Below are 22,461 nucleotides of genomic sequence, written 5' to 3'. Positions count from 1 at the left end.
GATTAAAATCATGGCTAAAGTTGACCTTTTTGCAATTGGTAATGCGCTCATTGACCAAGAATTTACAGTTTTAGACGATTTTTTGACTCAACAGAATTTGCAAAAAGGCACCATGCAACTTACAGATGGCCAAACACAAGCAGAATTATTTCAAAAATTAAAAGACAGCCAAGTGTATAAAGGCCAAGCTTCTGGTGGCTCTGCAGCCAATACTACAGTTGCATTTAGTGCTTTAGGTGCGAGTGCATTTTATGCATGTCGCGTTGGCAATGATGAACTGGGTTCTATTTACCTCAAAGGTTTGAATGATGCGGGTATATCCACTTCTGAAAAATCGATTAGTCACGGTGTAACTGGAACATGTATGGTCTTGGTCAGCGAGGACTCTGAACGTACTATGCATACTTACCTTGGTATTACAGCTGAGCTGACTGAGACTCAAATTGATTTTGAGCCGCTTAAAACAGCGCAATGGTTATATATTGAAGGTTATCTATCGACTAGCGATTCAGCACGAGCTGCGGTCAAGCAAGCACGTGAAATTGCACGTCAAAATGATGTGAAGATTGCGCTTACACTTTCTGACCCTGCCATGGTGCAGTATGCACGTTCAGGTTTAGATGAGTTATTAGGTGATGGTGTTGATGTCTTGTTCTGTAATGAACAAGAAGCATTGATGTATACCCAAACCCAATCGATTGAAGAAGCACTTATTCAATTAAAATCTTTGAGTAAAGTAGTGATTATTACTTTGAGTGCGGAAGGTGCGCTTGTATCGTCTGAAAATGAAACTTTTCAAGTGAAAGGACGTAAAGTAATTGCTGTAGATACCAATGGTGCTGGCGACTCATTTGCGGGTACATTCCTATATGCTTTAAACTCAGGCAAAGACTTAAAGCATGCGACAGAATTGGCGATCCTAATCTCAAGTCAGGTGGTTTCTCAATTTGGTCCAAGATTAGATGTTGCAGATTATGCAAAACTTTTAAATGAATTCCATACGGAAGTCGCTTAACATGAATAAAATATGCATGATGGAAGAAATTCCAGAACGTGAAGCTCGAGCATTTGAAACTACTGATGGTGATACGATTTTCATTACTCAACGTGATGGAACGTTTTATGCCTACCAAAATGTATGCCCACATCTACAAGTTGAACTTGAATTTTTAGAAAATCAATTTTTAGATCGTGAACAAGAATTTATTGAATGTTCAACACACGGCGCACTGTTTGACGTTGAAACTGGTCTTTGTATTTCTGGCCCATGTCAAGGTGAATCACTTGAGAAAGTAGAGATTAAAGTCCATTCGGACGGTGGAATTTACTTAGAAAATTAAAGCTCTTTAACCGCCTAAAGGATTGGTCATGCTGACATTTTTACTTGAATGCGATTTGATGCCATTTCACATCTGTGTTCTCGCATTGATCATGTTAAGTATGGCCGAAACTCTAGGCGTTTATATTGGTCTTAGACCCAGTACTTTTATTAAAAAAGTAGCACCCGATTGGCTATCACACTCCCCTTTACTGCAAGTGAAATTTTCTAAAGTTCTGATTTTTGTATTTCTGCTCATTAATTTTAGTTTTGCAGGATATTTTCTACAATTACTTAGTTTTGCGTATCAAGATGAATTTATTCCTTGGTACTACGTGATCCTACCTGCTCTAATTATTGCCATTTTTTTTACAGTTTTCATGATTCACTGTCTCGATCAAGTGATTAAGCCACACTTAAAGTATACTCAAACCAATCTTCTCGGTCGCTTGGCAACCGTTTCGAGTGGTAATGCAAGACCTGGGTTCTCAGCACAAGCACGTGTCCGTGATGAACTCGGTCAATTACATTATGTTCAAGTAGAACCAGAATTCGGTGAACTTGAGCTTCATTCACAAATTTTATTAATTCGTTTTAAAAAATCCCATTACATAGCAAAAAAAATAGCGAGAACAAATCAATTATTCAATGCAGATTAAGACTTGCTGTTAGTTCAATTTAAGAAAGTAAAATAAGAAACTGTATAATCTTTATTTCTAAGTATATTTATATAATATTTTATTAGAGTTAAATAAAATTATTATAATGCTTAGGCTATTTTCTGGAGATGAATTAAGTGAAGTTCTGTTAATGGCTCACCTACACCTGCATCAACTGGATAGCTGCTGATCCTACCGGTTTTGACATAAGCTCTACGTAAATAAAAATCAATTAATTCATAACGAAGATTCAATACTCACATTTCATAACTGTATAAGTCTGGATTAGTTTTTAAGGCGTACATTTCAGCCTTGGAGAGTAACTTATGACCGTAGTTTAAATTTTGCCACGTTGGTGCAATACAAAAAGTGCCAATTTCAGCTGTATTTTGATTAAACTCAATTAAAATACAGCCGAATATCTCAGTATGATCGTCAGTATTAAATTCAGCGACTATGAGTCGTGAATTATTTCTTTGTTTCAAGTCTGGAACGATTAAATCTTTGAGTTGAGCGTGATTAATACGATCACCTGCAACAAATCGAGATTCATTGCTCCAGCTTTTTTTGTGGTCTTCTCGATAAGCACGATTAATCAATAGTGCTAAATCCGGAATATCTCTTTCTTCAGCCAGTCTGAAATCAAAGTCTTGCATTTTTATCGAACTTAATAAGCCATCTCTCTTTTATTTTTAACATTAACAGTCGTACTTGTCTCAGAATTAAAGATGAATTACTGTTCTGCTAACCAAGATAAAAACTTTTGACGATCAATTTTTGAAGACTGTTGCCAAATCTTAATTAATTGCTGTTCAGATGTTCCTGGTTGAACAGTCGTCTTCGTTCTAATGGGTTGTTCAACCTTTGTGGAAATGCTTGGTGTTGGCGCTGAGGATTGCTCTTGTGTTGAATATACTCGGCTAGAATTGTCGTCCTTAGAAAATAGCCCGCCGAGAATTGATGGTGATTCATTCTGAACATTAGACTGTTGTTGTATTTGTACTGATTTATTATTTTGATCGTAAATTGCAATCTGTGGAGATTGAGCGAATTTTTTACCTTCTTCTTCATCTTTCGGTGGATTGACTAAGGCCAAGCTATAGTTCTGATTATCTTTGAGTTCAGGCACTCGAATATTTACTACATCTGACTTAATAATATCAAAACGACCATTGTGCATTTCGAAATATTCTTGATAACGTACATTTAAGTTGACTGGACCTGCCTCAACTTTAAATTGTTTTTGACCTTTAAATAATCCTGATTTAACAGTTTGACCATTTAAAGCAACCACAATGATCTCTTCGGGTGCTGAAATTGTTGCGGCAGCAAATACAGAACTCTGTGCTATTAGTCCTAAGAATAAGGTGGTTAATTTTAAATTCATTTTATACTCAGATGATTTCATCAAAATTTCAAAACACTATGCTAGGCAGCGATGACACTTTTATGACAATCTGAATTTTGCTTAATTATTTCATATAAAAAAGAGCGCCTAAGCGCCCCTTTTCACACTGTTCAAATTAATGAAATGTTTTAAAACGTACTGCGTCATCAATAAATGTTTTTTCACCCGCTTCGGCTTCAATTGAACCTAATACCAACTGAGCACGAAGTTTCCAGTTTGCTGGAACATCAAATTTTGCAGCCACTTCTGCATCTACAATTGGGTTGTAATGTTGTAGTGATGCACCGATGTTATGCTCAGCCAATGCTGTCCAAACAGCAAACTGTGCAATTGCTGAAGAATGCTCAGACCAAACTGGGAAATTATCTGCATAAAGAGCAAATTGCTCTTGTAGACCTTTTACTACATCTTGATCTTCATAAAACAACACAGTGGCATGACCTGCTTTAAAGCTGCTGATCTTCGCATTGGTGCCTTCAAAAGCGTCCGCTGGTACAATTTTACGTAATGTTTCTAAAACAATATTCCAAAAATCTTCATGTGATTGACCAAATAAAGTCACAACACGAGACGTTTGTGAGTTAAAAGATGATGGACTATGTTTAACAGCATCTTTAATTAACTCTTCAATTTTTGTATTGTCTAAACTCACATTTTTACCAATGGCATAAATTGAACGACGTTGTTTGATTTGATCTAGAAATGACATATTTGAAATCCTTATTTTGATGTAGGTGTCTGTTATACGATATAACCATCATATAAATATTTTGAGTCAGCGTCAGCCCGATCTTTATAACAATGTGTTCCAAAATTAGAACGAATAAAGAAATAAAACTGTAATTTTTAGTCATAAAAAAACCCTGCACTACTGCAGGGTCTTGATCTAATGAAATTTTTAAAAACAATAAAATGGTTAAAATTTATTGAAGATCAAATAGATGCCTTATTTTTCTGTTTCAAAAAGTGCAGCCACAAAAGATTTGGCAGAAAAAGGACGCAAGTCATCAATCTTTTCACCAACACCAATAAATCGAATCGGTACATGTGTACGGCTGGCGATATTAAATAAAACACCACCTTTGGCAGTACCATCGAGCTTGGTAATGGTTAAACCAGTCAAGCCTACTGCTTCGTCAAACATTTCAACCTGATTAATGGCATTCTGGCCCGTGCCTGCATCCACAACCAACATCACTTCATGTGGTGCAGTGGCATCAATCTTTTGCATCACACGCTTAACCTTGGTCAATTCTTGCATCAAATGACCTTTGTTATGTAAACGTCCAGCAGTGTCAGCAATAAGAACATCTATACCTTTGGCACGTGCACTTTCAAAGGCATCAAAGATAACAGAAGCACTATCAGCACCATTGCCTTGTGAAACCACAGGAATGTTATTACGCTCACCCCAAATTTCTAACTGTTCAGTAGCAGCAGCACGGAATGTATCACCTGCTGCAAGCATTACTTTTTTACCTTCGCCTTGCAGACGTTTTGCCAATTTACCAATCGTGGTCGTTTTACCGACACCATTCACACCCACCACCAAAATCACAAAGGGTGTTTTATTGGGATCAATGTTTAAAGGTTTAACACGTGGTGCAAGTATCGTGACCAATTCTTCTTGTAGCGCTTTGTATAAAGAATGCGAATAAATCAAATCGCCGCGCGCTGTACGCTCAGTAAGATTGGTAATAATGGTTTTTGTTGCTTCTACACCAATATCTGCAACTAAAAGTTGCTCTTCAACTTCTTCAAGTAGTTCATCATCAATCTCTTTACCACCAATCAGAATGTTTACCATTCCATCAGCTAAGTTCTTGCGTGACTTACTTAAGCCTTGTTTCATCCGACTAAAGAAACCGCCCTTAGCCTCAGTTTCTTCTTCAATTTGAGGACTAACAGCCGAGCTTACAACAGACTCTACTTTATTATTTTCAACAATAGGCACATCTACGGCTGGTAAACTAGGTAATGTGACATCGTCATCACCGATATCCGCATCAATCAAGAATTTATTTTGCTGTTCTTGCATGCCGATTCCTTGAAAAGCATAGAATTAAAGACCAGAAGTTTATCATAGATTCGTTATTTTAAGCGCTGCCAAGACGCTTTTAAAAACATCAACTAAAAAGCAACAAGGCTCACTTGCTTTCAGTTTGAATATTTTTAAAAATAGGAACAATAATAACCAACTGGCTGTGATGTGTGTTTTTCCACCAATCCTTATTTTTTGATTTACAGTCACGATCAAAGCACATTATGCGTTCTTTTTTTATCGCATGTTTATGCGGTTTCAGCAGTTTAAGTTTTGCAGAAAATCAAAGTAAGCTTGCGCGCAATACAGTCGAAAGCACACTGAAAAATGGTTTAAAAGTCATCATTCGAGAAGATCACCGTGCACCCATTGTCATTAGCCAAATTTGGTATGGCGTTGGCAGTAGCGATGAGTCTGGCAATGTACTGGGGATTTCTCATGTACTTGAACATATGATGTTCAAAGGGACCAAAAAAGTGCCCAATGATGAATTTACACGATTAAGCCGGATTTATGGCGGCAGCGTTAATGCATTCACATCGACCAACTACACCAACTATTTTCAACTTTATCCTAAAAAATACTTTCCACTCGCTTTAGAGTTGGAAGCGGACCGAATGCGAAATTTGGTGTTGCGCCAAACAGATTTTGAACCTGAAATAAAAGTGGTGATGGAAGAACGTCGCCAACGAACTGAAGACAATCCGCGAAATCTGGCATTTGAACGATTTAAGTGGATTGCTTATCCCACCAGTCACTACAGACAACCCATTATTGGCTTAATGAAAAATTTACAAAACATTCAATTAAAGGATTTAAAAAATTGGTATCAAACTTGGTATAGCCCCAACAATGCAACTTTAGTTATCGTCGGTGATGTCAATCCTGAAGTGGCTTTAAAGCAAGTTGAGCAGTATTTTGCACAGATACCGAAACAAGAAATACCTGAACGTAATGATGTGCTTGAGTTCGAACGGCTCGGCTACCGCCAGATGGAAATGAATTTAGCTGTGCAAGTGCCTAATTTATATATGGCATGGAATGTGAAATCTCTTAAAACGGCAAAAAACCCTCAAGATGCTTATGCTTTAACCATTATTCAAAATTTATTGGATGGTGGAATTTCATCTCGCTTGCAAGATCGATTGGTAAGAGATCGAAAAGTTTTGACTGCGATTAGTGTCAGTTATGACCCCTATAGTCGAGGTGATAGTTTATTCATGATCTCGGCATTACCAGCAGAAGGCGTTAATTTGAGTCAAGCGCAAAATTTTATTCAGGAAGAATTAGATTTGTTTAAAACGCAATTGGTCGATTCAACCGAACTATCAGGGATAAAATCAAATTTTGTTTCTAATTTTATCTACAGCCAAGATGATATCGCAGGACAAGCAAAAATGATCGGATTACTTGATATTAATGGCTTGGACTACCGTATGATCGACACATTAAGTGAACATTATGAAAAAGTCACGCCGCAAGATATCCAGCGCATCGCCAATGTTTTTTTTGTACGCGACAATTTGAGTGTTTTACACTTAATGCCCGAATGATCTTAGAAGCCTAAACACATTTTTGTCTAATACATTATTGTCTAATACATTAGTATCAAACAAATTAGTATCAAACAAATTAGTTTCAAATACATGTTTTCAAAACTTGTGTAAATGACGAAAAATTCAAAATGATTTAACTACACAGAGCCACTTAAATTCTCATATCTCACTTAAGTTTGAATCATAAGATGATGGCTGAGTGGAAATAAAGGATATCCAATGCAAAAGTATTTACATTTTTTCTTGTTTCCAGTGCTCTTATCTTCAACGTTATCGCATTCAGACGTAGACCCATTACCAATCACTGATCAAGAAGAACTGATTGATCAAAGCACTTTAAGCTCAATCCCCCATTTAATCAGCTTAAAAAATTTATCTAAAGGTCAGAATTATCAAACGCCTTTTGTACAAGAACTTACCAATACAAAAAATGTTCGCACACTCTTTGTTTCGACCCAAGACTTACCGATCGTCGATATCCAAGTGAGCTTTAATGCAGGTTCGGCACAAGATGAAGTGATTGGTCCAGGCTTATATGGGATCGCCAGCATGGCGGCGAGACTCATGCCTGAAGGGACTGATCAATATACTGCAAAACAACTGAGTCGCGCCTTTGAAGAGCTTGGTGCTAAATTTAGTGTTAACGCCTACCGAGATATGTTTACAGTCAGTCTCCGTGTACTCTCCGATCCAACGAAACTTGAACCAGCCTTAGATCTATTTTTACATTTAATCCAAGATGCCAATTTTAATCAGTCTGGACTAAATCTCGTTTTGAACAACACCAAGGTGGGTCAAAAACAAGTACAAGAAAATCCAAGTCGCTTAATGACGATTCAATTTTATCGATCTGTATATGGACAGCATCCTTATGCTCAACCGAGTGTGGGCACACAATCAAGCATTAAGAAAATAACGCCTGAACTCATTCAAAACTTTCGAAACCAACTTTTAGTCGCTCAAAATTCTAATATTGCTATCACAGGTAATTTAACCAATTTACAGGCAAGTAAAATTGCAGAAAAAATAAGTGTTTCTCTTCCACAAGGTAGCAAAGCCCCTCCTACTGTTGAGCCAGTTGAACAAGATAATTTTAATATTCAGTGGATACCGCATAACTCAAGTCAAGCACACGTTATGATGGGTCACATTGGTATACGTCGAAATGATCCCGATCGAATTGCGCTAGAAGTTGCCAATCGTATCTTTGGTAGTGGGAGTTTTAATTCATTATTATCCAAAGAACTTCGTGTAAAACGTGGCTTCACTTATAATGCGTCGAGCACCCTGACATCTACGCAAGCACGAGGATTATTTAGCTTGAGCTATGCCACTCAACAAGTGCAACTTTTAGAGAGTATTGATGTTGCACATCAGACTTTATATGATTTTATCAATCAGCCGATTTCTAAAAAGCAACTGGCTGAAACCAAAGAGGGTTTGTTGCGGTCTTTTCCAATGACTTTGAGCAGTAATGCCAACATCAATGCCCAGATTGCATCCATTGGATTTTATGGTCTAGAAACTGACTATTTAAATCAGTATCAAAAACAAATTTCTCAATTAACCACGCAAGATGTTGAGAATGCAATTCGTAAAAATTTACATGCCGATAAGATGACTGTAGTCGTCGTTGCAAATCAATTAGATAAAAATAAAATCACTGAAATTCTCAATGAAAATTTAGGGCAAGTAACGTTTATATCTGATGATGCAAATCAAACGTCTGAAATCAATTAATTTTTTAGCTAACTTAAGTTCATACTATTCATTGATTTTTTAAGTTATTTAAAAAATATTGATGTTTTAAATGATAGCTTAACGTAAGTCATCAACATTGAGATCTGGATATTTTTTAATATTCGATGATTCAAAAGAATAGGCATTGATCAATCGATAATATTCAGCATTTGAAATTGTGTTTTGGGAAGCCAATTTTTCAGCCATATCCTGTGTTTCAGGTAATGTATATTGATTTTTGAGCACAATCACCTGTGCAAATTGATCCTGATTGACAGGTCTATATAACGCATAACTTGCAGCCAATATGATCATTATCACAATGATCATAACCAAATAATTTTGGGCAACTTCAAAAGGAAAAGTAGTCTTAATTTTTAAAATGTATTCTTTAAAGCTGAGCATGTACGACCTCTAATTCAAGGTATTTTAATCGTGATGCACAGAAAAGAACAGCCTAAAACGGGTTTTAAAACTCATTATTGACGTTAAACCTATTGAATAGACTAAAAAGAACCAACAATCGACATTAAAACTTCCTTGAACATTTAATGATTCAAGGAAGTCTTCAGAACAAATATATAATTTATATATAACTTATATTAAGCGATTAAGCTGTCACTGAACGAATAACGCCAAAATACAAAATCAGCAGAATAAAAGCGAGTGCTATAAAAATCGTAAATAGGCTCACCCCACTTTCAGCATCATCCGGATGTTCGCGATCTTCAACAGCAATACGTTTTAGCTCACCATCGTAATAACGATAAAATTCAGCTTTTTCATTGGGTGTTAGGTTTTTTGTGAAGTCATGAATTTTTTTACGTTGGGCCAGACAGTAATCACCCAAATGAATTTCCTGATGAAAAATAGCCTCATCCAACTGTTGACGATGATGTTGCGCCAAAGCAATAATTTGAGATTGCACTGGAGGTGTATCAAAACTAAATCCATCTATTGTATTTGACATGACTTGATCTCCTTATTTATTTTTTCAATTCTATCTTAAATAATTCCAAATACGATTAAAGTTTAGACATGTAAGCTAATGTAACCAGTGTAAATACTGAAAATATAGTTGACAAGTATATCAAATTGTAATATTAGTTTCATATTGCTTCATTATATTGACTTTAGACCCTATGGGTCATATGTAATTGTTGTACTAATCATAATTAGAATAAGGAGTTTGATATGATTAACCAAATCTCTCAGCAAGATCTTGAGTTTATTTACTCAAATGCTGTAAACACCATCCAATTTGAAATGAACTTTTCAAATGCAGTTCAAGAGTTAGAAAATGCTGCCCATGCGGGTCATGGTAAAGCTGCTATGTTTCTCGCTGAACTTTATTTACAGGGTTTTCGCGTAGAACGTGATTCTCTCAAAGCACAATATTGGCAGAACATGGCCACCATGCAAGCATAATTAAACGTCACTCAGGTGGCGTTTTTTTTGACTCTTTATTCTTTAAAATTTTCTTCATTTGACTTAAATAATCAATATTGTTGACATATACACACTATTTTGATCATTGATAATAATTGCTTACGATATTAAGCAATCAATACACTGAACTTTAACATTGATCCGCTAAAATCAATCTAACTATATTTCTAGTTGTAAATGCAAAAATATTCTCATGAAGAAATATATTAAGCTTCAACCAGCAACCAAAGATTTTCTGTTAAAAATTTCAATTTTAAAAACGATGATGTATTGCGGTGTTTTATGGGGACTTTATAATACCGAACATCAAGGCTGGGCTATTAAATCTGAAAATTCAGATCATATATTTCCTTTTTGGTTGAATTCCACACAAGCCATCCAGTATGCTAAAGTGCATTGGCCTAATTACACTCCAAGAAAAATTACAATTAAAGATTTTAAAGAGTCCTTATTACCCACTTTGACTCGATTAGACGTTTCACCTGCTTTGTTTAATCATAATAATCGACGATTTAAGCTTTCAACTGCACAAATGAACCAAATATTTTTTGGTCATCAAGTAAAATTTACCTCTTAACATGGCTAAAGAATGCAATTAAATGAATGATTTACTTTAATTGTTTCACAAAATGATATTTAATTAATTGTAATATTCAAAAATTTCAGTTATTTAAATAGAAGCAAGAGTTTATTTAAAAAAGCGAGGCAACAAGATGACGACAGTCGCTCAAGTATTAAAGAATAAAAATAATTCTGAAATAACCACGATTTCACCAGAAGCAACTGTATTGGAGGCCATCACCTTGATGGCGAATAAAGGTATAGGTGCTGTAGTGGTAGTAAGTGATACTCAGGTCACTGGTATCTTGTCTGAACGCGATTACACGCGCAAAATTGCACTTATGCAACGTACTTCAAACCTGACCACCGTTGCTGAAATTATGACGTCAAAAGTTCTTTCTATCAGTAGTTCTAATACGGTAGATGAATGCCTAGCCTTGATGACAGATCGACATATTCGCCATTTACCCGTAATTGATCATGATAAGTTGGTGGGTTTGGTGTCTATTGGTGATTTGGTTAAAGCGACTATGGACGATCAAAAGGTTCTGATTGAACAACTGCAGCAATACATTTCAGGATAGTTTCCTAGCGCGCAATTAGTTTTTTGAAATTCCTAAAATAGATTCTTTGATTTATTTAATTTTTAATTTTGATCTTTAATTTAAAACTTTAAATAGAAATCTATTAAATAGACTTCTTTCAAAAGTCATTATTCATGTAACGGACTTATCATGAGTATTCCCTCATCCTAACCTTCTCCCAAAGGGAGAAGGGATTTTCACCTATCAATATATGGCCACTCAATGATCATTTTTCGACCGATAAAAGAGATCTAATAACTTCTAAAAAACAAAAACCCACAGCAAGTGGGTTTTTGTTTTTTAGAATTTCCAACTCAAATTTAACGAAATATATTCAATTTAATCCAAGTTTTTCAGCAACGTAATCAGAGTCTTTATCACCACGACCCGATAGGTTCACCACAATATTGATCTCTTTGGCCATTTTAGGCGCTTCTCGAATTGCCCATGCCACCGCATGTGCACTTTCCAAAGCAGGAACTATCCCCTCAACTCGAGATAAAGTCATAAAAGCATCTAAACATTCTTGATCAGTGGCGGTTGCATACTGTGCACGTCCCAAATCTTTTAAGAAACTATGCTGAGGACCGACACCAGGATAGTCCAAACCAGAAGCGATAGAATGAACAGGCAAAGGTTCACCATTTTCATCTTCAAGTACATAACACGCCATACCATGAAGCTCACTCGGTTTACCTAGGGTCAAAGTTGCTGAGTGCTGATTCGTATCCAAACCATGACCAGCAGGCTCTACGCCCACTAACTTAACCTCAGGATCATTTAAAAAGGCAGTGAATGCACCTACTGCATTTGAACCACCACCGACACAAGCAACGATATAATCAGGATGCTTATTAAAACGAGCTTGAGTCTGAACTTTTATTTCATCACCAATAATGGCTTGAAAGTCACGCACCATCTTTGGAAATGGATGAGGTCCAACCACAGAGCCAATCGCGTAAATAAAATCTTTAGGATTTTTTAAATACTCTTCAAATGCACTATCAACGGCATCTTTCAATGTCGCAGTACCACGGCTCACAGCAATGAGATTTGCACCTAAAATCTTCATTTTTACGACATTAGGATGTTCTTTTTCAATATCCACCTGTCCCATATGAATTTCACAGGGAATACCGACCAATGCACATGCAGTTGCTAAAGCAACGCCATGCTGACCAGCACCTGTTTCAGCAATCACTTTCTTTTTACCCATGTATTTAGCGAGTAATGCCTCACCTAAACAATGGTTAATTTTGTGTGCGCCAGTATGATTTAAGTCTTCACGTTTTAAATAAATCTGCGCTCCACCCAACTGCTCAGACAAACGTCTTGCATGGAACAATGGACTCGGGCGGCCAACATAATGCGCAAACAAATCATTCAATTCATTTTGAAATTCTGCTGTATGTCGAATCTCTTCGTAAGCAAGGTTAATTTCATCCATTGCTTGTTTTAAATGTGGCGGAATAAATTGTCCACCATACTCACCAAAAAAACCGTCTTCGTTGGGTAATGCAATGCCATTGATATGATGATCCATGTGAGATCCTTTTACATTTTTCGATAACAAATTAGATAACAAATTAGATAACAATAAATTTAAATCAAATCACAGTACAAACTCAGTGCACACAAAAATCTTAGCGTGCTAGATATTTGGTCATATCTTCAAGACCTTTGAGACTCATTGGATACATGTGATCTTCAAACAATTGCTTAATCAGGCCTATCGTCTGAGTATAATGCCAATAATTTTCAGTTTCAGGATTGAGCCAAGCCGTTTTTTCATAATGCTGGCGTAGACGCTTTAACCAAATTTCACCAGATTCCTCATTCATATATTCGACTGAACCACCTGCTGAACGCAGTTCATACGGGGCCATACTGGCATCACCAACAACAATCACACGATAGTCTTTTCCATAGGTATTAAAGAGATCGTGAGTATTCATTTTTGTAGATGAGCGACGGTGGTTATCTTTCCAGACATAGTCATATAAACAATTGTGGAAGTAGAAATACTCAAGCGTTTTAAATTCTGTTTTTGCAGCACTAAAGAGTTTTTCGCATTGTGCAATATAGGCATCCATAGATCCACCTACATCAAACAAGATTAAAACTTTCACGCGATTACGACGTTCTGGAACCAGCTGAACATCCAAAATACCCTGCTTGGCTGTTTCTTTGATGGTGAGATTTATATCCAACTCTTCTGCGGCACCTTGTCGGGCAAATTTACGCAAACGGCGCAGCGCCATTTGCATATGCCTCGTACCCAAAATTTGATCATCATCTAAATTTTGGTACTTACGTTGCTCCCAGACTTTTACTGCCGATTTTTTACGACCAGGGCCACCAATGCGAACACCTTCAGGATGATCACCATAGGCACCAAAAGGTGAAGTTCCACCCGTGCCAATCATACGATTGCCACCTTGATGCTTTTTATGCTGCTCACGTAAACGTTCTTCAAACATCTTCAGGAGATCTTCAAGCGAACCCGCTTTTAAAAGTTCTTCACGCTGTTCTGGGGTGAGATGCTTTTCTAATAATTCTAAATCAAACCATTCTTTGGGTAGGAGCTCAATCTTTCTCAAGAGATCGTCTAGATCAAAGGTTTCAATGCCTTGAAAATAGTCTTTAATGGCACGATCATATTTATCAAAGAAACGCTCATCTTTAACCATGACCGTTTTAACCAATTGATAAAATTCATCTTGATTCGCAAAGACCAAACCCTGACTTACCGCATGGTTCAAGTCAATCAATTCACGCGTCGAAACGGGAATCCCGTATTTTCGCAAGGTATAAAATAATCTTACGAACATCTGTGCGACCCTTTTTTAACGACGTGTCATAAAGGCAAGACGCTCTAACAACTGAACATCTTGCTCATTTTTAATCAATGCACCATATAAAGGCGGAATCGCCTTGGATTTATCATGATTGCGTAACACATCTTCAGGCATTTCATCTGCCATTAACAAACTTAGCCAATCAATCAATTCCGAGGTTGAAGGTGGTTTTTTCAAGCCTGGTACAACGCGTAATTTGAAGAACACTTGTAGGGCTTCATTGACCAAACTTGTTGAAATATTTGGGAAATGTACCGCAATAATTTCACGCATCGTGGCTTCATCTGGAAACTCAATATAGTGAAAGAAACAACGACGTAAAAACGCATCAGGTAATTCTTTTTCATTATTCGAAGTAATAATCACAATCGGTCGTTGCGTTGCAGTGATGGTTTCACTTGTCTCATACACAAAGAACGACATTTTATCGAGTTCATGCAACAAATCGTTTGGAAACTCAATATCTGCTTTATCTATTTCATCGATCAGTAAAACGCAGCGCTCTTCGCTGGTGAATGCATCCCAAAGCTTACCTGGTTTTATATAATTTTTAATGTCATATACACGTTCATCGCCTAACTGACTATCACGTAATCGTGATACAGCATCATACTCATACAAGCCCTGCTGCGCTTTTGTCGTAGACTTAATATGCCAAGTGATGAGTTTTAGACCTAAACTTTGAGCAACTTCCTCAGCGAGTAAAGTTTTCCCTGTTCCAGGTTCACCCTTAACCAATAAAGGCTTCTGTAAAGCACGAGCCGCCTTAACAGCAAGTTTTAAGCTATCAGTCGCAATATACTGATCCGTACCTGAAAATTGTTGAATATCGACAGACATGTTTTAACCTTATTTTTATTAAAGTGGTGATGTTCTATTGCTGAGCATTTTGTTCTGGATTGATTTTTTATTGGATGAATATTTGGACCAAAAATAGCCAATGACGAAGCCCACACCTGCAACAAAAGCAATGAGTGAGAAATTAGACCAAATTAAAGGCGAATCTTTAGTTAATATGCCAAAAACCAAACCAAAAAATGCGGGTGCAATAGCAGAGTTAGGGCCTTCAGAAACTGTTGGCGTTGCCAAAATTGCGAATATCAGAATCCAAGTGATTCCGCCTAATGGTGAAGGTAAACGTTTAGCGATTGAATACCAACACCATAAGATGATTAAAGTACCAAGAACATAAACTGTTATGGCAATACTGTCTTCTGGAATAGCGTCAAGTATTGATAAAAATTGAGTCCATATTCCTGATAAAGCTTCAAGCACCGCGTAATCCCTCTGGTTCTACAGCATTCGGGTTAATTAAACCTTCTGGTGGTAGTTGTAGAAAATAACCATTGGTTTGAATAGAGTCCATAACATGCAAAACATTCGCACGGGCTAATTTCTTCTCTTCATGCAACTCAATTGACATCACAAATGTCGCACGACCAAATGCACTTTTTAAGGCATCGGATAATACTGCCAGCGGATCTGCTTGCTCATTTGTTTCAGTAGATTCAGCGCGAGCAACGTAAAGATACATTTCGTCTTTTTTACTCGATTTAAAGATTTCACACCACATTTTTACAACACCAATAAAACTCAAAATAAAGCATACAGGAAAATTATATGCGAAACATTAACCTTTTTTAACGCAACAGTCGTCTTTTTAAATGACTGTAAATTCTTTGACCAATCGTAGCATTACTCACGCTAATCGACTTTTTAATCATCTACTCGCATTTGTAAGCTTAAATAATCTGCGTCGTTATTAAGCATCTGAATTAAAGGCTTGGTTAATAAATCATAACGCCAGCCAAGTAAATAATCAGGTAAATCTTGTTCATCTCGTTTAAAAACCACATGCTGATATAGCGAACTTAACCATTTTTTACGCATGATGACTTCTTTCGGAATTTGAATATCTAAAGCAATATTTTCAATCAGGGTGTCAACATCATGGGTCACGTCTTTAGATGAATGACATGGCTTCATTTAAAGCATTGGCCAAACCTAGTGCACCTTGTTTATTTTTCATAATCAAATGCAATGCCATGCGCTGAGCCGATTTCGGCCCAACACTTGGCAATATTCTTAGGCCTTGTACAAGTTGATCAAATCGATCACTAAACACAATAAGATTCCTTAGAACATTCCTGCAAGACCAGGTGGTAGACCCATACCCGTATTCGCACTTTTCATTTTTTTTTCTGACACTAATTCAGCTTGACGTGCTGCATCATTCATTGCTGCTGCAATCAAGTCCTCAATCATATCGGGATCATCCTGCAAAAGTTCTGGATTGATTTCGATACGTTTAACAACATTACGGCAAGTCATCGTTACTTTAACTAAACCACCGCCTGCTTCAGCATGAACTTCAGTCTGCGCAAGCTCTTCTTTCGCTTTCTTTACGTTCACTTCCATATCTTTTTGCATGCGCTGCGCTTGTTGCATAAGCATATTAATGTTCATAAAACTCTCCGAACAAAAAATTTAAAAACTTTAAAAGATCTTAGATAAGATCCAAACCACGTTGAATGTCTGCAATGATATCATCTGCATCTTCTAAACCAACAGATAATCGTATTAAACCTTCAGAAATACCCGCTGCTTTTTTAGCATCATCCGATAATTTGCCATGTGTGGTGGTTGCTGGATGGGTAATCGTCGACTTCGCATCCCCCAAATTACCCGTTATAGAGATAAATTGAGTATGGTCAATGACTTTCCAAGCACCTTCTCGTCCACCTTTCACTACAAATGAAACGATTCCACTAAAGCCTTTTTGCTGTTGTTTCGCCAGTTCATGACCAACGTGATCTTCTAAACCTGCAAAATATACTTTTTCAACGTTGTCCTGTGTCTGTAACCATTCCGCCACTTTTTGCGCACTTTCAGAATGTGCCTTCATTCGGATACGTAAGGTTTCAAGACCTTTAAGAAATACCCAAGCGTTAAATGGACTCATTGAAGGCCCTGTGGTACGCACATAGCCAAACACATCTTCAAGTAGTTTTGAATTGCCCACAACTGCGCCACCCAAAGCTCGACCTTGTCCATCTAAATATTTGGTTGCTGAATAAACCACAAGATCTGCACCTAACTTCAGAGGCTGCTGTAAAACTGGTGTACAAAAGCTATTGTCGATCGCAAGCAGTGCATTATTGGCATGTGCAATGTCTGCTAAAGCACGAATGTCTGCAATTTCTGATAAGGGATTTGATGGAGATTCGACAAATAATAGTTTTGTTTCTGGACGTATCGCATTTTTCCAAGCATTCAAATCGGTTAAATCGACAAATTCGACGGCAACACCGAACTTGGAAATATATTTTTCAAATAATGCGACAGTCGAACCAAATACTGCACGTGAGCAAATCACATGATCGCCAAGCTTTAAGAATGACATTGCAACGGCCATAATGGCAGCCATACCTGTACTTGTCGCCACTGCACGCTCAGCACCTTCCATTGCCGCTAAACGTTTTTCAAACATAGCGACTGTCGGATTGGTGAAGCGAGAATAAATATTCCCAGGTTCTTGCCCAGAAAATTTAGCAGCAGCTTCAGCAGCATCTGCATACACAAAAGATGAAGTTAGAAAAATTGGCTCGGCGTGCTCACCTTCAAAACTGCGTGTATGGCCTGTACGAAGTGCTAAAGTATCAAGTTGATATTCAATGTCGTCTTGGTGGCTCATGTGTACGAATCAGTCGATAGACTGCCTTTGTAAATAATTGCCAACATTTTGAGCGCCTACGGCATTTAAGGTCAAGGTAAAATATATAAATATCGCTTACACTTCGAACAAATCATATGAATATGAGACATTACCTCCTCATGCAACAACTCAAAGATCGCTGGCGCGAAAAGCAAAGTAAATTAAAAAACTTAGGCACTCGCGTATTTTATGGAAAATCTCTGGTCTTATCACAAGCGACAAGTTACGAGGTTATTGGAAAATATAACAACAGTAAAATTCGCTACTATGCATCCCCGAATAAGAAGTTCGCTGAACCTCTTGTGTTTGTTGCACCCTTAGCGATTAAGATGGATATCTATGATCTATATCCTTATCGTTCTCTGATTAAATATTATATTGAACAAGGATTTGATGTCTATTTATTGGATTGGGGTCATTTTAATTACCAAGATCGAAATTTAGATTTTTTAAGTTTTATTGAACATGCCATCCCCAACTGTATCGAACAAATTCGTGCCCATTCAGGCTCTGAATTGATTTCTCTGCATGGCTGGAGCATGTCTGGCATTTTTGTTTTATTGTATGCAGCATTACAAAAACCCAATTACATTAAAAATTTAGTGATTTTGGGAAGTCCTATCGACAGTTATGCTTCAGGGAGTATTGGAAAACTGTATGCCCGAGTGAATCGTTATCTCAATCGTAATCCTGCTTTACAACGTAAAATTTATGCGGGTGGTTTGCCAAAACGTTTACTCCACACCCCAGGTATTCTTAATGCCGTTGGTTTTAAAATCTTAGATCCGAAAGGTTGGTATGAAGGTCATAAACAACTATTAACCAATTTAGATGACACCAAGTTATTACATGAACATGCAACTTTAGGCTATTTTTTAAACCACATGATTGATTATCCTGCTGGAGTCAATCAAGACATGCTTTTTAATGTTTGGTTAAGAAATCCACTCCATCAAGGCTTTATCGAATTAAAAGATAAGAAAATAGAGTTAAAAAATATAGACTGCTCTCTGTTTGTTGGCGCGGGTCGTAGCGATCAAATGGTCACAGCTGACGCTGTTAGACCATTGACTGAATTGACAAGTAGCCCAGATGTCACGTTTACTTTAATCCCTGGGGGGCATTTGGGTTTAATGTCGAGCCAAAAAAGTGCAGACGAGTTTTGGCCAAAACTTTCTGAATGGTTAGCACAAAGATCCACGCCTTTATAGATAGATCACGCTATAGAAAGTAGAGAAAAAATATGACAACAGTTGCATTTATTGGTTTAGGCGCAATGGGTTACCGCATGGCAGCCCACTTACCTCAACACTTTGAATCCGTCTTGGTATGGAATCGAAATTTTGAAAAAGCCAAACAACATGCAACTGAGTTTAATACTCAAGCAGTCTCTTTAGATGAAGCCGCTCAAGCAGACATTATTTTTTCATGCTTACCCACCAGTCAACACGTAGACGATATTATTCATCAATTAGAGATGAAATCTGGTGCAATTTGGGTGGATTGTACCAGCGGTGTACCCGAAGCAGCACGTCAACAAGCTGCATATCTAAAGTCTAAAAATGTCTCTTTTTTAGATGCTCCAGTCAGTGGTCAAACAATTGGTGCAGAAAATGCGACCTTGACCTTTATGGTTGGCGGACAAGCTGAAATATTTAAACAAGCCCTTCCCGCAATGCAAGCAATGGGTCAATTGATTAAGCATGTCGGTGAATCTGGTGCTGGCTTTGCGGTGAAAGCTGTAAACAATATGTTACTTGCTGTACATTTATGTGCAGCTGCAGAGGGCTTTACAACACTAAAAGCGCATGGTGTAAACCTGAATGAAGCGCTTGATTGCATCAATGCATCAAGTGGAAAAAGCGGTGTCACTGAAAATGTTTTACCACAACGTGTTTTCAATCGTAGTTTTCCGAATACCTTTGCCCTGCCTTTATTAGCCAAAGATACGGGGATTGCAATCGACCTTGTACGTCAAGCAAATCTTTCTGCACCCATCATCAATCTCACACAGAATTTAATTCAAGTTGCGCATGCGACTGCTGAAGTAAATAGCGACTTTTCCGCTGCAGTAAAAATGTATGAATCATGGAGTAAAATTACCTTAGAATAATTATTAGCCATTGAAAACCCTTTAGATGGACTTATAATAGCTATAGTGACAATACAAAAAATGTCCATTTGAGGGTTTCTCATGAATAAATTATTTGTTTCGATTATCGCTGCATGTTCTATGTCAGTTGGGGTAAATGCTCTTGCTGATACAGCAAAAGAATGTGAAAAATTAAAAAATGACCACAATGTCATTTATGCGGCTAAAGGTTTTTGCTTCAAGGATCCTGAAGCTAAAGCTAAATTTGGTGACGAGAATTGCAATACAACTAAACCTAAATTCTCTGAAAAAGAGCAACAAAAGCTTGACTCGATTAAGGCTCGTCAGAAAGAATTGAACTGTAATTAATATCGTTCAACCATTGACAGCAAGGAATTGAAATGACTTACGATGATCAAAATATATTTGCACGAATACTACGCAATGAGCTTCCTGCAATTAAAGTCTATGAAGATGATCAAGTTCTAGCATTTATGGATATTATGCCCCAAGCTGAAGGTCATACTCTTGTGATTCCAAAATCACCCGCAGTAACCTTATTAGATTTGGATCCTCAGGAAGCGGCATATACCATTCAAGTCGTTCAAAAAATTGCTAAAGCAATGGAAAAAGCATTAGACGTAAAAGGTATTGTTTTAATGCAGCTTTCAGGCGCTGCTGCTGGACAAACCGTACCTCACGTGCATTTCCACTTGATCCCAAGTTCTGTTCATGAACTAGGCAAACATGGTGTGCAAATGGGTGATCAAGATCAAATTAAAGTTTTAGCAGATAAAATTAAAGCCGCACTTTAGTCTGAGATTTAATATTTACACCTTAATTTTTTGATCTTTAAACACTGATCAACAAATAATGATCACAATATATTGATGATTTAATGAATGGAGCTTAGGCTCCATTTTTTTATTGAGGCACTTTCTTATTTGTACAGTCCCTTGCTGTGCTTAGTTTCACTGGCAAGATTATTTTTACTTCTATGATTATCGTTAATGTTTTTACTCAATATTCATCGTCTAAATTAATTTAATAAATTTGAAATAAATCCTTAATATGACTGACTTATTTGTGAACGATACTGAGCTCCATTAGAGAGCAGTAGTTACAACTATAAACCTACTGCTCATGCTGACTCGATAATAAAAGTCTTAATTGGAGCAACACAAATGAAAAAAACACTTTGCGCACTTGCAATCGGGGCATCTATTTTAACACCTGTTATTTCTAATGCAGCAGATGTAAAAATTTATGGTCGTGCACACATCTCGTTAGATTATTTAGATGATGGAAAAGATTATAACGATGTTGGACTTTCTTCGAACTCATCGCGTTTAGGTTTTAAAGTAGAACAAGAACTTGAAAATAATATGACCGTATTTGGTCAAATTGAACAAGAAATTAATTTCGCGAGCGGTGGTCAAAACTCAGGTACAGATTTTGCAACTCGTGATACTTTCGTGGGTCTCAAAGGTGACTTTGGTCAAGCGCGTGTAGGTCGTTTTGATAGCCCATTTAAAGCAGCACGCGGACCTGTAAACTTCTTCGGTGATCAAGTTGGTGATTTACGAAATGTCACTCGTGCAGGAAATTTGCGTTTTGATGAGCGTAATGAAAATACAATTGAATATAAATCTCCAAAATTAGGTACTGGCTTTAACGTTATAGCAGCATTATCTTTACATGAAGGAAACTCAGCAGGTTATGTAGAAAATACAGCTGATAACCTTAAAGGCGACACTAAAAAGAACAAAGCTTATGATTTAGCTTTAACCTACAAAGAAGGTCCAATTGATTTCGCTGCAGCATATGAACATTATGAAGAAGATGCGACTCGCGGAGAACGTGATGGTATACGCTTAGCAGGCGCATACAAAATTACGCCAGAGTTGAATGTGGGTGGTCTATATCAATACCTTACTCATGACAATGATGTCGTTAATCCAGATGCTCAAGTGATTGGTATCGCTGCAGATTATAAATTTGCGCCTAAAACTTATGTTCGTGGTCAAGTCATGCACCGTGACGTAGATGCTGAAGATGCTAATGCTACCCTTATTGCAATTGGTCTTGAGCACCGTCTTGACAAAGCTGTACGCATCTATGGCAACATTGCTACAGTTTTGAATGACAAAAACTCGAGCTTAACGCCTTGGGAACAAGCACGCACAAATAACGTTAAAGGTTTTAAAGGTGAAGACTCACTAGGTCTTTCTTTAGGTTTCCGTTACGATTTCTAATCATAAAAACCTCTAATCAATCATTATAAAAGACAGCCATGTACACCATGGCTGTCTTTTTATTCCTTAAATTTAAAAATCTAATTTAGTTAAAAATCTAATACTCTGACATTAGATATATTTTAATAAACCTCTTTCATAAATCAAAAATCATCATTGAGTGGTAATACATTGATCTGTAAAAACTCCTTCTCCCTTTGGAAAAAGATTCAGATGAGGAAATAA

The 22,461-nt window shown here is 37.1% G+C and carries 26 protein-coding genes and 2 pseudogenes; 13 read left to right on the top strand and 15 right to left on the bottom strand.

Annotated elements, in window-relative coordinates:
* Positions 1 to 10: 10 nt before the first annotated feature.
* Genes V5M36_RS07925 through V5M36_RS07915 form a run of 3 tightly spaced genes read left to right on the top strand, consistent with a single transcriptional unit; the run spans position 11 to position 1,977 of the window.
* Entirely contained in the window at positions 11 to 1,015 is a 1,005-nt protein-coding gene (locus tag V5M36_RS07925) for an adenosine kinase (protein ID WP_338563895.1), read from the top strand.
* A 16-nt stretch (positions 1,016 to 1,031) separates the two neighbouring features.
* Positions 1,032 to 1,340, top strand: coding sequence for a Rieske (2Fe-2S) protein (locus V5M36_RS07920; protein ID WP_338564107.1), 309 nt, complete (start codon positions 1,032 to 1,034; stop codon positions 1,338 to 1,340).
* A gap of 28 nt (positions 1,341 to 1,368) precedes the next feature.
* Positions 1,369 to 1,977, top strand: coding sequence for an OB-fold-containig protein (locus tag V5M36_RS07915; protein WP_338563892.1), 609 nt, complete (start codon positions 1,369 to 1,371; stop codon positions 1,975 to 1,977).
* A gap of 257 nt (positions 1,978 to 2,234) precedes the next feature.
* Here the strand turns inward: V5M36_RS07915 and V5M36_RS07910 are convergent, their stop codons facing one another.
* The 4 genes from V5M36_RS07910 to ftsY form a co-directional block, all read right to left on the bottom strand.
* A complete protein-coding gene (locus V5M36_RS07910; protein WP_338563889.1) occupies positions 2,235 to 2,633 on the bottom strand; it encodes a GNAT family N-acetyltransferase in 399 nt (132 codons plus the stop codon).
* A gap of 77 nt (positions 2,634 to 2,710) precedes the next feature.
* A complete protein-coding gene (locus V5M36_RS07905) occupies positions 2,711 to 3,364 on the bottom strand; it encodes a DUF2057 domain-containing protein (protein ID WP_338563886.1) in 654 nt (217 codons plus the stop codon).
* Positions 3,365 to 3,500: 136 nt separating this feature from the next.
* Complete coding sequence (locus V5M36_RS07900; RefSeq protein ID WP_338563884.1) at positions 3,501 to 4,094, bottom strand: nitroreductase family protein; 594 nt, start codon at positions 4,092 to 4,094, stop codon at positions 3,501 to 3,503.
* A 237-nt stretch (positions 4,095 to 4,331) separates the two neighbouring features.
* Entirely contained in the window at positions 4,332 to 5,423 is a 1,092-nt protein-coding gene (ftsY, locus tag V5M36_RS07895) for a signal recognition particle-docking protein FtsY (protein ID WP_338563882.1), read from the bottom strand.
* A gap of 227 nt (positions 5,424 to 5,650) precedes the next feature.
* Between ftsY and V5M36_RS07890 the strand changes: the two genes are divergently transcribed.
* Entirely contained in the window at positions 5,651 to 6,979 is a 1,329-nt protein-coding gene (locus V5M36_RS07890) for a M16 family metallopeptidase (protein WP_338563880.1), read from the top strand.
* Between the two features lie 222 nt (positions 6,980 to 7,201).
* On the top strand, positions 7,202 to 8,722 hold the full coding sequence (locus V5M36_RS07885) for a M16 family metallopeptidase (RefSeq protein ID WP_338563877.1): 1,521 nt from the start codon (positions 7,202 to 7,204) through the stop codon (positions 8,720 to 8,722).
* Between the two features lie 78 nt (positions 8,723 to 8,800).
* On the opposite strand, the gene V5M36_RS07880 is transcribed toward V5M36_RS07885, so the two are convergent.
* Positions 8,801 to 9,127 (bottom strand): hypothetical protein, encoded by a 327-nt coding sequence (locus V5M36_RS07880; RefSeq protein ID WP_338563874.1) that lies wholly within the window; start codon positions 9,125 to 9,127, stop codon positions 8,801 to 8,803.
* 205 nt (positions 9,128 to 9,332) lie between these two features.
* On the bottom strand, positions 9,333 to 9,692 hold the full coding sequence (locus V5M36_RS07875; RefSeq protein ID WP_338563872.1) for a hypothetical protein: 360 nt from the start codon (positions 9,690 to 9,692) through the stop codon (positions 9,333 to 9,335).
* Positions 9,693 to 9,916: 224 nt separating this feature from the next.
* Here V5M36_RS07875 and V5M36_RS07870 point away from each other — a divergent pair, with 224 nt between their 5' ends.
* The 3 genes from V5M36_RS07870 (at position 9,917) to V5M36_RS07860 (ending at position 11,316) form a co-directional block, all read left to right on the top strand.
* On the top strand, positions 9,917 to 10,150 hold the full coding sequence (locus V5M36_RS07870; RefSeq protein ID WP_338563870.1) for a hypothetical protein: 234 nt from the start codon (positions 9,917 to 9,919) through the stop codon (positions 10,148 to 10,150).
* 214 nt (positions 10,151 to 10,364) lie between these two features.
* Positions 10,365 to 10,748: a DUF2750 domain-containing protein gene (locus V5M36_RS07865; protein WP_338563868.1), complete on the top strand. Its 384-nt coding sequence runs from the start codon at positions 10,365 to 10,367 to the stop codon at positions 10,746 to 10,748.
* A gap of 136 nt (positions 10,749 to 10,884) precedes the next feature.
* Positions 10,885 to 11,316 carry a CBS domain-containing protein gene (locus V5M36_RS07860; RefSeq protein ID WP_338563865.1) on the top strand — a complete coding sequence of 144 codons (432 nt, stop codon included), beginning with the start codon at positions 10,885 to 10,887 and terminating at the stop codon, positions 11,314 to 11,316.
* A gap of 334 nt (positions 11,317 to 11,650) precedes the next feature.
* On the opposite strand, the gene trpB is transcribed toward V5M36_RS07860, so the two are convergent.
* The 9 genes and pseudogenes from trpB to V5M36_RS07815 form a co-directional block, all read right to left on the bottom strand.
* The gene (gene trpB, locus V5M36_RS07855; protein ID WP_338563863.1) at positions 11,651 to 12,859 is read right to left on the bottom strand and encodes a tryptophan synthase subunit beta; all 1,209 of its coding nucleotides are present in this window, start codon (positions 12,857 to 12,859) and stop codon (positions 11,651 to 11,653) included.
* Between the two features lie 100 nt (positions 12,860 to 12,959).
* Positions 12,960 to 14,147: a vWA domain-containing protein gene (locus V5M36_RS07850; protein ID WP_338563861.1), complete on the bottom strand. Its 1,188-nt coding sequence runs from the start codon at positions 14,145 to 14,147 to the stop codon at positions 12,960 to 12,962.
* A 15-nt stretch (positions 14,148 to 14,162) separates the two neighbouring features.
* A complete protein-coding gene (locus tag V5M36_RS07845; RefSeq protein WP_338563858.1) occupies positions 14,163 to 15,014 on the bottom strand; it encodes an AAA family ATPase in 852 nt (283 codons plus the stop codon).
* A gap of 18 nt (positions 15,015 to 15,032) precedes the next feature.
* Complete coding sequence (locus V5M36_RS07840; protein ID WP_338563857.1) at positions 15,033 to 15,449, bottom strand: hypothetical protein; 417 nt, start codon at positions 15,447 to 15,449, stop codon at positions 15,033 to 15,035.
* Positions 15,442 to 15,747 carry a YcgL domain-containing protein gene (locus tag V5M36_RS07835; protein ID WP_338563855.1) on the bottom strand — a complete coding sequence of 102 codons (306 nt, stop codon included), beginning with the start codon at positions 15,745 to 15,747 and terminating at the stop codon, positions 15,442 to 15,444. Before V5M36_RS07835 ends, V5M36_RS07840 begins: the two co-directional genes overlap by 8 nt.
* A gap of 143 nt (positions 15,748 to 15,890) precedes the next feature.
* Positions 15,891 to 16,148 (bottom strand): annotated as a pseudogene (locus V5M36_RS07830) (ribonuclease D); the annotation flags it as partial.
* Positions 16,141 to 16,299, bottom strand: a pseudogene (gene recR, locus V5M36_RS07825) (recombination mediator RecR); the annotation flags it as partial. The pseudogenes recR and V5M36_RS07830, both read right to left, overlap by 8 nt.
* A gap of 11 nt (positions 16,300 to 16,310) precedes the next feature.
* Positions 16,311 to 16,640, bottom strand: coding sequence for a YbaB/EbfC family nucleoid-associated protein (locus tag V5M36_RS07820; RefSeq protein WP_338563849.1), 330 nt, complete (start codon positions 16,638 to 16,640; stop codon positions 16,311 to 16,313).
* Between the two features lie 40 nt (positions 16,641 to 16,680).
* The gene (locus V5M36_RS07815) at positions 16,681 to 17,868 is read right to left on the bottom strand and encodes an O-succinylhomoserine sulfhydrylase (protein WP_338563846.1); all 1,188 of its coding nucleotides are present in this window, start codon (positions 17,866 to 17,868) and stop codon (positions 16,681 to 16,683) included.
* A 140-nt stretch (positions 17,869 to 18,008) separates the two neighbouring features.
* Between V5M36_RS07815 and V5M36_RS07810 the strand changes: the two genes are divergently transcribed.
* The 5 genes from V5M36_RS07810 to V5M36_RS07790 all read left to right on the top strand — a co-directional run bounded on the left by V5M36_RS07810 (position 18,009) and on the right by V5M36_RS07790 (position 22,236).
* Entirely contained in the window at positions 18,009 to 19,100 is a 1,092-nt protein-coding gene (locus V5M36_RS07810; RefSeq protein ID WP_338563842.1) for an alpha/beta fold hydrolase, read from the top strand.
* Between the two features lie 32 nt (positions 19,101 to 19,132).
* On the top strand, positions 19,133 to 20,002 hold the full coding sequence (locus V5M36_RS07805; protein ID WP_338563839.1) for an NAD(P)-dependent oxidoreductase: 870 nt from the start codon (positions 19,133 to 19,135) through the stop codon (positions 20,000 to 20,002).
* 81 nt (positions 20,003 to 20,083) lie between these two features.
* Complete coding sequence (locus tag V5M36_RS07800) at positions 20,084 to 20,350, top strand: YARHG domain-containing protein (RefSeq protein WP_338563836.1); 267 nt, start codon at positions 20,084 to 20,086, stop codon at positions 20,348 to 20,350.
* 32 nt (positions 20,351 to 20,382) lie between these two features.
* Entirely contained in the window at positions 20,383 to 20,796 is a 414-nt protein-coding gene (locus tag V5M36_RS07795) for an HIT family protein (RefSeq protein WP_338563833.1), read from the top strand.
* 369 nt (positions 20,797 to 21,165) lie between these two features.
* A complete protein-coding gene (locus tag V5M36_RS07790; RefSeq protein WP_338563830.1) occupies positions 21,166 to 22,236 on the top strand; it encodes a porin in 1,071 nt (356 codons plus the stop codon).
* The last annotated feature ends 225 nt before the right edge of the window (positions 22,237 to 22,461 follow it).

The sequence above is a fragment of the Acinetobacter sp. KS-LM10 genome, from assembly GCF_036896575.1.
GTDB classification, from domain to species: Bacteria; Pseudomonadota; Gammaproteobacteria; order Pseudomonadales; family Moraxellaceae; genus Acinetobacter; species Acinetobacter avistercoris.
This window is presented reverse-complemented; position numbering and strand designations above follow the sequence as displayed.